This is a genomic window from Phenylobacterium sp. (genome assembly GCF_031181185.1).
GTDB lineage: Bacteria > Pseudomonadota > Alphaproteobacteria > Caulobacterales > Caulobacteraceae > Phenylobacterium.
The window spans coordinates 45,060-55,634 of sequence record NZ_JAPSKZ010000001.1 but is presented as its reverse complement, the minus strand read 5'-3'; the positions used below and the strand labels follow the sequence as shown (position 1 = coordinate 55,634).

The following is a 10,575-nucleotide window of genomic DNA, read 5'->3' as shown; positions in this document are numbered from 1 at the left end:
GCCGATGAACGACGTCTTGCCGGTGATGCTGGCGCGAATCCGCTGCTGCTTGCGACCCCAGCCCAGCTGGATCAGCGACCGGTCGTCCAACCGGATCACCGGCACGTCTCGGCGGCGCGCCTCGGCCACGATCGAGCCCGTAGTGGGTCCCAGCCCGACACGGCGCTCCAGGCGCTTCAACTCCTCAACGGCGACGGCGAGCTGGAATGGCCTCTTCAGCCCCTCGTGCACGACGCTCAGGCCCTGGACGCCGGCCAGTTCCGCTGGCAGCAGACTGTCCACGAGCTCAAGGGCTAGACGGCCGGCGAGCAGCCCCACCTCTTCCTCATCGTAGGCGAAGAGCACGTCGTAGACGCCGGGCCGGCCTTTCACCGATCGGGTCTTTCCTCGGGTGACGTCCGCGCCGGCTTGCCGCTGCAGATCGATGGCCACATGTTCGGCCACGTGCCCTAGCCACGTGCCCTCGCGCAGCCGTTCGCCGAAACCGCCCCTGTGGCCCAGGCTGCAGGCGTGGTCGCCGACGGTCGGCAGCAGGTCCAGCAGCCGTTCGACGAACCCGGGCAGCGTGTGGCTGGGGTGCTCTTCGAGGCTGCCGAGGTCGACCCGGATGCGGACCATGGGCGTGTCGCCGAACACGTGCGGGCCGCGATAGACCGCACGCTCCAGCACGCGCATCGGCCGGAGCGTGGGCTGATTGTCGTTTGTCACAAGGGGTTCCCCGGTTTGTCTCCCGGCAGCTTCAACGTTGCAGCTGGGGCGACGTTTCCCAGACAAACAAATGAGATGGTTGAGGAATCGACCTCAGCCATAGCCGCGGTCGTCATAGTCGCCGTCGGGCCGATCCTGGTCGCCCTGCTGGCCCTCGCCGGCTGTGGGCTCGCCGCCCTCTTCCTGGCCGCGCCCGCTCATCGAGCCGCCGCCTTCACCCTCCGGCGCGGTATGGCCGGGCTCGCGCGGGGCGAAGCTGCGTTCGCCGGCCTGGCTGCCGCCGTTGGTGAGCGTGCCTTCGATCCGCTCGCCCTGCGGACCGCCGCCGGTGTGCTGGCCGCCGTCCGGTTGGCCGGTTTCCTGTCCCATGGTCGTCTCCTTCTGCTGACCTGGAGACCGGCGGGCCGGCGTCGGCGTTCCCGACCTGATCAAAAATGAGCCGGCCCTTCTTCCGCCCGAACCTTCCCGCTAGAGACCAGGCGTGATCTCCCGCCGCGCCCTTCTCTCCCGCCTGGGTCTCGTCGCCGCCGGCGGCGGCGCCCTCTGGCTCGTGCGCGACCGCATCCCCTGGCCGCCGCCGAAAGCGACCTTCGCGCGCGGCGACGCCACGCCCTGGATCCGGCTGCCGCGCGACGCCCGCCTGATCGAGATCGCTGGCGAAGCGGCGGGCGCGCCGGTCCGTATCGTGGTGGATTCCGGGGCCCAGTTCTCGGCCATCGACCGAGGCCTCGCCCAGCGGCTGGGCCTGCCCCAGTCCATGACCCTGCCGATGCTGGCCTATGGCGTCAGCGGTCAGCCCAGCCTGACCCACACCGTCCGCTTCGACCTGTCGCTGCCGGGACTGTCCGTCAGGGGCATGCGCGCCGCCGTGCTCGACATCGCCGGCCTCTCCGCGGCCACCGGCCGCGCGTTCCAGCTGCTGCTGGGCCGCGACGTCCTGCGCGAGCTGGTGCTGGACGCCGACTTCCCCCGCGATCGGGTTCGCTTCCACCGGCCCGACACCTTCGTAGCGCCGCCCGACGCTCGGGCCGTGCCCCTGAAACTCACCGGCGGCGCGCCGATGACCCCCGTACGCGTGGAAGGCTCCGCAGCCTTCGACGTCCTGGTCGACACCGGCGCCACCGGGGCCTTGGCGCTCTCGACCGAGGCCGCCCGCAACGCCGGCCTGCTGGCGCCCGGGCGGCCTGTCACGCGCGCCCACTCCGTCAGTCTGGGCGGCGTCAGCCTCGACCAGATGGTCCGCGCCCGCACGGTGGAGGCGGCCGGCATGACGCTGCGCGGCGTCGACGTGCAGATCTACGCCCCCAGCGCCCGCGGCCCGATCCCGCAGGGCCTGCTGGGCACGGGTCTCCTCGGACGGTTCCGGGTGATCCTGGACCTGGACGCGGGCCGTCTGCTGCTGGTCGCCCCCGGTCCCCTGCTGGTGCGGGAACCAAGGCCGTAGCGCGGCATTCCGACAGGACGACTTTCGGACAGGGAGATGCCGTCCATGAAACGCGCCTATTTGATCGCCGCTGCCGCCGTCTCGGCGCTGGCGCTCACCGCCTGCAGCCGCCAGGAGGCCGCCAACAACGAAGCCAACCCGGGCCAGAGCCAGCCTGTGAACGCCGCCCAGGACGCCGTCGGCGCGGCGGTCGGCCAAGTCTCCGCGTCCACCATGGGCGCGAACTCGACCGAAGCCTTCGTGGCCAACGCCGCGATGAGCGACATGTACGAGATCCAGGCCGGCAAGTTGGCTCAGGAGAAGGGCCAGTCGGCGGACGTGAAGGCGTTTGGCAAGATGATGGTCGCCGACCACACCGCCATGTCGAACGAGATGAAGGCGGCCGCCCAGGCCGCGGGCGTCACGCTGCCGACGGAACTCGACCAGCGCCGCAAGGGCATGATCGACAACCTGAACGCCGCCAACGGCGCCGACTTCGACAAGGTCTACATGGCCCAGCAGGACGCGGCGCACGCCGAGGCCCACACGCTGATGACCGGCTACGCCGAGAACGGCGACAACGCGACCCTGAAGGCGCTCGCCCAGAAGGCCGCGCCCAAGATCCAGGCCCACCACGACCGCGTGAAGCAACTGCAGCAGGGCGGCCAGGCCGCGCCCGCCAAGAAGTAGCGGTCGGGCACAGCCGACACTCCGACGCCCGCCGGTCCTCCGGCGGGCGTCTTCGCATGTGCGCGACAATCTTCCGAGGGGTCCGGGAACAGAAGCTGCGCCTCGCGGGTCTCAGTGTGGATCCCCACCAAGCGAGAGGAGCCCGGACGTGTCGCTCTCAGACTCCCTATCCGAGACGCCGTCGTCGCGCGGCGATGGCGGCCCCTCCGCCGCCGGCCGCCGCGAACCGCGTAGCTGGATGACCGGCGAGGCCTTCCAGAACTTCGCCCGTTCGCCGTCGGCCGCGATCGGCCTGCCCGGCGGCAAGCGGGCGCGCCTCAGCACCGACCGCGTCCGCGCCGCCCCGGCGCTGACGCCGACCCTTTCCGGAACGCTGGGCCAGAACGCCCTAGGGCTCGCGGTATGGGGGCTGGCGGCGCCCAACAGCGTCAACCGGTTCCTGGGCATGAACGCCAACCCGCAGGCGATCCAGCTGCTGTTCGGCGCCCGCGAGCTCGCCACCGGCCTGCGCCTGGTCAGCGACCCCACCTGCAAGATGACCCTGTGGGCACGCGTCGCCGGCGACATCTTCGACATCGCCGTCCTGCGCTCGCTGGACAAGCCCGAGAACCCCAAGCGCCGCAACGTGCGCACCGCGCTCGGCGTCGTGCTCGCCGTCACTGCCCTCGATGCGCTCGCCGCCGTGCGGATGAGCACCGTCAAGCGCACCTGCGACTAGGAGGAGGACCCGCAATGAAAGCCATCTGCTGGCAAGGCAAGAAGGACCTCCGCTGCGAGGAGGTGCCCGACCCGATCATCGAGGATCCGAAGGACGCGATCATCAGGGTCACCTCGACCTGCATCTGCGGCTCGGACCTGCACCTGATGAACGGTTTCGTGCCGACCATGTGCAAGGGCGACGTCCTGGGCCACGAACCCATGGGCGAGGTCGTGGAGGTCGGACCTGAGGCCCGCGCGCTCGGCCTGAACGTCGGCGACCGGGTCGTGGTCCCGTTCCAGATGACCTGCGGCCAGTGCGAGCAGTGCCGGGCCGGCAACTTCTCGGTCTGCCAGGTGACCAACCGCAACGCCGATCTGGCCAAGGCCTTCTTCGGCGACACGACCGCGGGCCTGTTCGGCTATTCCCACATCACTGGCGGCTACGCCGGCGGCCAGGCGGAGTACCTGCGCGTGCCCTACGCGGCCACCACCGTCATCAAGGTGCCGAAGGGCGACCCGGACGAGAAGTACCTGTTCCTGTCCGACATCCTGCCCACCGGCTGGCAGGCGGCGGCCTTCGCCGACATCCAGCCGACGGACACGGTGGCGGTCTGGGGCTGCGGGCCCGTCGGCCTCTTCACCATCCTGTCGGCCATCGTCATGGGCGCCGAGCGCGTCATCGCCATCGACGACGTGCCCGAACGGCTGGAGATGGCCGCGAGCCTCGGCGCCCAGGTGCTGGACCGCCGCGGGACCAACGTCCTGCAGGCGCTGAAGGACATGACCGGCGGCCACGGCCCCGAAAAGTGCATCGACGCCGTCGGCATCGAGGCGCACGGCCCCACCGCCGTGCTCGAGCTGATCGACCGCGTGCAGACCGCCTTCAAGCTCGAGACCGAGCGGCCCATCGTGCTGCGCGAGGCGATCATGGCCTGCAAGGCCGCCGGCACAGTCTCGATCCCCGGGGTCTACGGCGGCATGTCCAACATGATCCCGATGGGCGCGGTGATGAACAAGGGCCTGACCATCCGCACCGGCCAGACGCACGTCCGCCGCTGGGCCGACGACCTGCTGCGCCGGATCGAGGAGGGCGAGATCGATCCCACCTTCGTGGTCACCCACACGGCGCCGCTTGGACAGGGCCCCGAGCTCTACAAGATGTTCCGCGACAAGCAGGACGGCTGCGTGAAGGTGGTGCTGAAGCCCTGAACTCGCATTTGAGTGTTCGGGAAACTTTGTTGTCCGCCGCCGGGTTGAGCTGGACCAATCCAGGAGACGAAAATGAAGTGGCTCAACGTGATTACCCTGGCCCTGGTCATCATCGGTGGCCTGAACTGGGGCCTGGTCGCCCTGGGTGGCCCTGAGATGGACCTGGTGGCCAATCTCTTCGGCGGTCAGGACTCGGCGATGTCTCGCGTGGTCTATGGCCTGGTGGGTCTGTCGGCGCTCTGGCAGCTCATGCCCTTCTTCAAGGCCATGCGGATCGGCGAAGTCGACGCCGAGGCCAACCGCCACGGCCACATGACGACCCGCTAAGCCGTCCCGCCTTGGCGGAAAGACGAGGCTCCGGCTCCGGCCGGGGCCTCGTTTGCTTTTGGGGTGGAGGGCGCGGGCTCCCGGCGGTAATCCCACCCCATGGCGCCCTCCGAACCCCAGCAGACGACCACAGCGGCGCCGAAGGGCGCCCTGCCCGTCCTGCTGCTCCTGGTGTTCCTCAGCCTGATCGGCTTCGGCGTGGTCATCCCGCTGCTGCCGTTCTTCGCCACGGTCTTCGAGGCCGAGGCGTGGCAGGTCACCCTGCTGTTCTCGGTCTTCTCGGCCGGCCAGTTCCTGGGCGAGCTCACCTGGGGTCGCCTGTCGGACCGGATCGGCCGCCGGCCGGTGCTGCTGATCACCATCATCGCCTCGGCCCTGGGCTATGTGGCCCTGGCCTTCGCGCCGAACATCTGGCTGGCCGTCGCCGCACGCGCCTTCGCCGGCTTCTTCTCGGGCAACATGTCGGCCATCCAGGGCTACATCGTTGACGTCTCCCCGCCCGAGCGGCTGGCCGGACGGCTCGGCCTGGTGGGTTCGGCCTTCGGGGTCGGCTTCGTGGTGGGGCCCGCCATCAGGCCGCCGATGGCCCGGCCCGAACTCGGCGCCGCAGGCTTCCGTCCGCCGCTCCTGCTGGCCGCCGGCCTCTGCTTGGTCGCGGTGGTCGGCATCCTCGTCTTCGTCCGCGAGTTCCGCCAGCCGGACCGCTCCCCAAAGGTGCGCCGCAGCCCGCTCGCGGGGCTCAAGGAAGTCGCCGGCCACCCCGTCCTGACGCTGGTCTTCGCCACCATCTTCTTCGGCTTCTTCGCAGGCTCGGGCCTCTGGGCGGTGCTGGGCCTGTGGCTGGACGCCCGGTTCGACTGGGGTCCGCGCCAGGTGGGTCTGGCCTTCGCCCTGACCGGCGTCGCCGCGGCCCTCACTCAGGGCGTGTTCTCCGGCATGATGGTCCGCCGCATCGGCGCCGGCGCGACGATCGCCGTGGGCCTCGTGACCTCTGCGGTCGCCACCATCGCCATGGCCGGCGCGCCGTTCGGCTGGATCGCCACCATCCTGCTCCTGGCCTCGGTGACCGGCCACGCAGCCTGGCAGCCGGCCGCCATGTCCCTGGCCTCGCGCTCGACCACCGCCGACCGCCAGGGCGCGGTGCTGGGCGCCGCCACAGCCTCAGGCTCGCTAGCGCGCGTCATGGGCCCGCTGCTGGGCGGGGCCCTCTTCTCGGAAGTGGGATCCTGGGCGCCCATCGTCGCCGCGGGCGCGCTGATGCTGCCCGGCGCCTGGCTGGGCTGGCGTGCGGCGGCGGCGCTCCGGGCGTGGAGCGCCGCACGCTAATCGGTCTTACTGGGGCGTCGTCGCGCCGCCGGTCGTCGTCCCGCTGGCGGCGTTGCCGGTCGTGGGCGGCGGGGTCACGACCACCGAGGTGTTCGAACCCTGCGGCGTCTCGGCCACCGCAGCCGCGCCCTCGGCGGCGGCCTTCAGTTGCGCGTCGCTCACCTGGCTCTCGGGAAGGTCGGTGCTGACCTCGGCCTGCGCCGTGCCCGTGTCGACCTCGGCTTCGCGCTCCCCGCTGCAGGCGGTGATCAGTCCCGCGCTGGCCAGCAGGGCCGCGGCGGCGACCGCGGTGTTCCGCATCCTCGTCATAGGTCCCTCCTGAGTTGGACCGAACGCTGAAGCCGCTGCCCCCGCCTCGGGTTCCGCCTCAGAGCCGCACCGCCCGCAGACGCAGGGCGTTGGCCACGACGCTGACGCTGGAAAGCGCCATGGCGCCGGCCGCCACCGCCGGCGACAGCAGCCAGCCGAACAGCGGATAGAGCATCCCCGCCGCCAGCGGCACGCCGGCCGCGTTGTAGGCGAAGGCGAAGAACAGGTTTTGCCGGATGTTCGCCATCACCGCCCGCGACAGCCGCCGCGCCTTCACCAGGCCCTGCAGGTCGCCCTTCAGCAGGGTCACGCCGGCGCTCTCGATGGCGACGTCCGCGCCGGCGCCCATCGCGACGCCCACGTCTGCGGCGGCCAAAGCCGGCGCATCGTTGACGCCGTCGCCCGCCATGGCCACGCGACGGCCCTCGCCCCGCAGCTTCTCGACCACGGCGGCCTTGTCCTGCGGCAGCACCTCGGCCTCGACCTCATCGATGCCCAGCTTGCGCGCCACCGCCAGCGCCGTCGTGCGATTGTCGCCGGTCATCATCACCAGCCGCAGCCCGTCCGCCTTCAGCGCCCGGATCGCCTCGGCCGTGGTCGCCTTGATCGGATCGGCGATGGCGAACACCCCGGCCGCCTTCCCGTCCACGGCCATGAAGATCGCCGTGGCGCCGTCGGCCCGCAGCGCCTCGGCCTCGGCGTCCAACGCGGTCGTGTCCACGCCCTGCTCGGCCAGGAAGCGGCCCGAACCCAGCATCACGCGGCGGCCGTCCACGACGCCCAACACGCCCTTGCCCACCGGCGAGTCGAAGTCGGCCGGCTCCGAGAGCGCCAGTTCCCGCTCGCGCGCCGCCCGAAGGATCGCCTCGGCGAGGGGATGCTCGCTGCCGCGCTCGAGGCTGGCGGCCAGCCGGAGCGCCTCGGCCTCGTCCATCCCCTGCGTGCGGATCGCCGTCACCGCCGGCCGGCCTTCCGTCAGGGTGCCGGTCTTGTCGACCACCAGGGTGTCGATCGTCTCGAAGCGCTCCAGCGCCTCGGCGTTCTTGATCAGCACGCCCGCCTGGGCGCCGCGGCCCACGCCCACCATGATCGACAGCGGCGTCGCCAGCCCCAGCGCACAGGGACAGGCGATGATCAGCACCGACACCGCCGCCACCAGGGCGTAGCCCAGCCGCGGCTCGGGTCCCCACGCCGCCCAGCCGGCGAAAGCCAGGCCCGCGGCCACGATCACCGCCGGCACGAACCAGCCCGAGACCAGGTCGGCCAGCCGCTGGATCGGCGCCCGGCTCCGCTGCGCCTGGGCCACCATCTGCACGATCTGCGACAGCAGGGTCTCGGCGCCGACCTTCTCGGCCCGCATGACGAACGAGCCGGTCTTGTTGATCGAGCCGCCGATCACACGGTCGCCGGCCGTCTTGGTCACGGGCATGGACTCGCCCGTCACCATCGACTCGTCGATCGCCACGCGGCCGTCCAGCACCTCGCCGTCGACGGGGATCTTCTCGCCCGGCCGCACCCGCAGCCGGTCGCCGACCTGCACCTGGTCCAGGCCCACCTCCTCGTCGGCGCCGTCGTTGCGCACCCGTCGCGCGGTCTTGGGCGCCAGGTCCAGCAGCGCCTTGATCGCGCCCGAGGTCTGGTCCCGGGCCCGCAGCTCCAGCACCTGGCCCAGCAGCACCAGCACCGTGATCACCGCCGCGGCCTCGAAGTAGATCGGGACCGCCCCGTCCGGCCCGCGGAACGCCGCCGGGAACACCTGCGGCGCCAGCGTCGCCACCAGGCTGTAGGTCCACGCCACCCCGACGCCCATGGCGATCAGCGTGAACATGTTGAGGTTGCGCGTGACCAGCGAACGCCAGCCGCGCTCGAAGAACGGCCAGCCCGCCCACAGCACCACGGGCGTGGCGAGCGCCAGCTGGATCCAGTTGGACGCCGTGGCCGAGACATAGTGGTGCAGGTTCGGGACGAGGTGCCCGCCCATCTCCAGCGCGAACACCGGCAGGGCCAGCACCAGGCCGATCCAGAACCGCCGGCTCATGTCCGCCAGCTCCGGGTTCGGCCCGGAGTCGGCGGTGACCAGCTCGGGCTCCAGCGCCATGCCGCAGATCGGGCAGCTCCCCGGCCCCTCCTGCCTCACCTCCGGGTGCATCGGGCAGGTGTAGATCGTTCCCGGCGGCGGGGGCGGCTCGGCCGCACGCTTGTCCTTCTCCAGGTACTTGGCCGGGTCGGCCTGGAACTTCGTCCGGCACCCCGCGGAGCAGAAATGGAAGGCCTCCCCAGCATGTTGGGCATGGTGCGGCGTCGTCGCCGGATCGACGGTCATCCCGCAGACGGGGTCCAGCGCCTTGCCCTCGGGCGCGCCCTGGCCCTGGTCGCCGTGACAGCAGGCGTGGCCGGACCCGTGAGCGTGGCCCGCGTGCGAGCCGTGGTGATGTTCGTGCGCCTTGGCCATCGTTCGGCCTCCATCCTTCTTATACCCCGGCGGGGCATCGGTTTGTGCGCTGCAGATATACCCCCGACGGGCATATTGCAATTACCGTCTGGGGGTATATGTTCCGGTCACGTCCTGGAGCGCCTGATGGAACGCGAGAACAAGCCCCGCCTGCTCAACCGCCTGAACCGCATCGAAGGTCAGGTCCGCGGCATCGCCCGCATGGTCGAGGAGGACCGCTACTGCATTGATGTGCTGACGCAGCTGCAGGCCGTCCGCGCCGCGCTCGCCAAGGTCGAGACCGAGATGCTGCGCGACCACCTGGGCCACTGCATCGAAGGCGCCATCATCGCCGGCGACAAGGACGAGCAGCGCAAGAAGGCGTCCGAGCTGATCCAGCTCCTGGAACGCACGGCCCGCTAGGCGCCGCGCCCTTCGCCGCCGCGGCCCCTTCCGCTATGATCCCGTTCAGCTCAACCCCTGGAGAGACCGAGCATGATGAAGCTCCTGAAGTCGGCCGCCGTCGGCCTGACCCTCAGCCTGATGGCCGCCGGCGCCGTGGCGGCCGCCGAGGAAATGGCCTGCTGCAAGGACAAGAAGCCCTGCTGCGACCAGATGAAGGACGGCAAGCCGATGCCGTGCTGCGATGGCCACAAGGCCCAGCCGAAGCCGGATGCGCCGAAGCCTGCGCCCGAGCCCCAGCACCAGCACTGACGTCAGGCGGCCCGCCGCCGCGCCCGAGCCGCGGCCAGGTCGCGTCTCAGCCGGATCCACAGCAGGACGAAGCCGGTGACCACCATCGGCAGGGTCAGGGCCGCGGCCCCGATCAGCAGCGGGTGGTTGAAGTCCTCGCCGTCCTTGAAGTCCAGGATGTGGATCCGCCAGAAGAAGTCGTAGAAGCGCCAGACGTTGGACCGGCGGCTCAAGAGCTCGCCGGTTTCCGGCGAAAGGTAGAAGGCCGTGCCCTCGGGGTCGTCGAAGTCGATCCGCCACAGCGGTCCTTCCTTCCCGGTCTCCTGGGGCGCCTCGTCATACCAGCGCGCAGCGACCGCCCGGCCGGGGCCCTGGTAGAGCGAGCCCGCGATCCGCACGGCCTCGTCCTTCGTCAGGCGCGGCATCGGCCGACCGGTGGCGGCGTCGACCGCGCGGGTCTCGCCACCTGCGTCCTTCAGCACCCAGAACGTCCCGCGCGGGGTCTGCTTCAGCGCCGCCTCAACCGGCTGCACACCCGCGGCGCGCCCCGCGGCGGCATGGTCCAGCAGGCCGCCCACCGGCAGCGGCGGCTTCGCCGCTTCCATCAGGCGGTGCTCGCTTCGCACGATCTCGATCGGTATGGCGGTCATCACCAGCCCGCCCAGGACCCAGCCCAGCACCTGCAGACCCACGACCAGCGCCAGCCATTTATGGATCTGGGTCGACCAGCGAAGCATCCGAATCCCCCGTCTCTCGTCCA

At 71.0% G+C, this 10,575-nt stretch carries 12 protein-coding genes and 1 pseudogene; 8 read left to right on the top strand and 5 right to left on the bottom strand.

Annotated elements, in window-relative coordinates:
- Together RIF93_RS00235 and RIF93_RS00230 are read right to left on the bottom strand one after the other, a co-directional pair.
- A pseudogene (locus RIF93_RS00235) lies at positions 1-708 on the bottom strand (cyanophycin synthetase); the annotation flags it as partial.
- A 93-nt stretch (positions 709-801) separates the two neighbouring features.
- Positions 802-1,077 (bottom strand): hypothetical protein, encoded by a 276-nt coding sequence (locus RIF93_RS00230; protein WP_309087263.1) that lies wholly within the window; start codon positions 1,075-1,077, stop codon positions 802-804.
- 112 nt (positions 1,078-1,189) lie between these two features.
- Here RIF93_RS00230 and RIF93_RS00225 point away from each other — a divergent pair, with 112 nt between their 5' ends.
- From RIF93_RS00225 to RIF93_RS00200, 6 genes are all read left to right on the top strand, one after another.
- Entirely contained in the window at positions 1,190-2,152 is a 963-nt protein-coding gene (locus tag RIF93_RS00225) for a pepsin/retropepsin-like aspartic protease family protein (protein WP_309087261.1), read from the top strand.
- 45 nt (positions 2,153-2,197) lie between these two features.
- Positions 2,198-2,821, top strand: a complete 624-nt coding sequence (locus RIF93_RS00220) for a DUF4142 domain-containing protein (protein ID WP_309087259.1) — start codon at positions 2,198-2,200, stop codon at positions 2,819-2,821.
- A gap of 148 nt (positions 2,822-2,969) precedes the next feature.
- On the top strand, positions 2,970-3,539 hold the full coding sequence (locus RIF93_RS00215) for a hypothetical protein (protein ID WP_309087257.1): 570 nt from the start codon (positions 2,970-2,972) through the stop codon (positions 3,537-3,539).
- 14 nt (positions 3,540-3,553) lie between these two features.
- The gene (locus RIF93_RS00210) at positions 3,554-4,729 is read left to right on the top strand and encodes a zinc-dependent alcohol dehydrogenase (protein WP_309087255.1); all 1,176 of its coding nucleotides are present in this window, start codon (positions 3,554-3,556) and stop codon (positions 4,727-4,729) included.
- A gap of 72 nt (positions 4,730-4,801) precedes the next feature.
- Positions 4,802-5,056: a DUF378 domain-containing protein gene (locus RIF93_RS00205; RefSeq protein ID WP_309087253.1), complete on the top strand. Its 255-nt coding sequence runs from the start codon at positions 4,802-4,804 to the stop codon at positions 5,054-5,056.
- A 99-nt stretch (positions 5,057-5,155) separates the two neighbouring features.
- Positions 5,156-6,382, top strand: coding sequence for an MFS transporter (locus RIF93_RS00200; protein ID WP_309087251.1), 1,227 nt, complete (start codon positions 5,156-5,158; stop codon positions 6,380-6,382).
- Positions 6,383-6,388: 6 nt separating this feature from the next.
- Here RIF93_RS00200 and RIF93_RS00195 read toward each other — a convergent pair whose 3' ends face one another.
- On the bottom strand, positions 6,389-6,691 hold the full coding sequence (locus tag RIF93_RS00195) for a hypothetical protein (RefSeq protein ID WP_309087250.1): 303 nt from the start codon (positions 6,689-6,691) through the stop codon (positions 6,389-6,391).
- A 58-nt stretch (positions 6,692-6,749) separates the two neighbouring features.
- The gene (locus tag RIF93_RS00190; protein WP_309087248.1) at positions 6,750-9,143 is read right to left on the bottom strand and encodes a heavy metal translocating P-type ATPase; all 2,394 of its coding nucleotides are present in this window, start codon (positions 9,141-9,143) and stop codon (positions 6,750-6,752) included.
- A 126-nt stretch (positions 9,144-9,269) separates the two neighbouring features.
- Between RIF93_RS00190 and RIF93_RS00185 the strand changes: the two genes are divergently transcribed.
- Both RIF93_RS00185 and RIF93_RS00180 read left to right on the top strand, forming a co-directional pair.
- Complete coding sequence (locus RIF93_RS00185) at positions 9,270-9,545, top strand: metal-sensitive transcriptional regulator (RefSeq protein ID WP_309087246.1); 276 nt, start codon at positions 9,270-9,272, stop codon at positions 9,543-9,545.
- A gap of 72 nt (positions 9,546-9,617) precedes the next feature.
- The gene (locus tag RIF93_RS00180; RefSeq protein ID WP_309087244.1) at positions 9,618-9,836 is read left to right on the top strand and encodes an ammonium transporter family protein; all 219 of its coding nucleotides are present in this window, start codon (positions 9,618-9,620) and stop codon (positions 9,834-9,836) included.
- 2 nt (positions 9,837-9,838) lie between these two features.
- On the opposite strand, the gene RIF93_RS00175 is transcribed toward RIF93_RS00180, so the two are convergent.
- A complete protein-coding gene (locus tag RIF93_RS00175) occupies positions 9,839-10,552 on the bottom strand; it encodes a PepSY domain-containing protein (protein WP_309087242.1) in 714 nt (237 codons plus the stop codon).
- Between the last annotated feature and the right edge of the window lie 23 nt (positions 10,553-10,575).

Bases quoted from the DNA above. Each gene is read 5' to 3' on its own strand.
- RIF93_RS00230 (WP_309087263.1), bottom strand. From the start codon at position 1,077: ATGGGACAGGAAACCGGCCAACCGGACGGCGGCCAGCACACCGGCGGC.
- RIF93_RS00220 (WP_309087259.1), top strand. From the start codon at position 2,198: ATGAAACGCGCCTATTTGATCGCCGCTGCCGCCGTCTCGGCGCTGGCG.
- RIF93_RS00210 (WP_309087255.1), top strand. From the start codon at position 3,554: ATGAAAGCCATCTGCTGGCAAGGCAAGAAGGACCTCCGCTGCGAGGAG.
- RIF93_RS00205 (WP_309087253.1), top strand. From the start codon at position 4,802: ATGAAGTGGCTCAACGTGATTACCCTGGCCCTGGTCATCATCGGTGGC.
- RIF93_RS00200 (WP_309087251.1), top strand. From the start codon at position 5,156: ATGGCGCCCTCCGAACCCCAGCAGACGACCACAGCGGCGCCGAAGGGC.
- RIF93_RS00195 (WP_309087250.1), bottom strand. From the start codon at position 6,691: ATGACGAGGATGCGGAACACCGCGGTCGCCGCCGCGGCCCTGCTGGCC.
- RIF93_RS00190 (WP_309087248.1), bottom strand. From the start codon at position 9,143: ATGGCCAAGGCGCACGAACATCACCACGGCTCGCACGCGGGCCACGCT.
- RIF93_RS00185 (WP_309087246.1), top strand. From the start codon at position 9,270: ATGGAACGCGAGAACAAGCCCCGCCTGCTCAACCGCCTGAACCGCATC.
- RIF93_RS00180 (WP_309087244.1), top strand. From the start codon at position 9,618: ATGATGAAGCTCCTGAAGTCGGCCGCCGTCGGCCTGACCCTCAGCCTG.
- RIF93_RS00175 (WP_309087242.1), bottom strand. From the start codon at position 10,552: ATGCTTCGCTGGTCGACCCAGATCCATAAATGGCTGGCGCTGGTCGTG.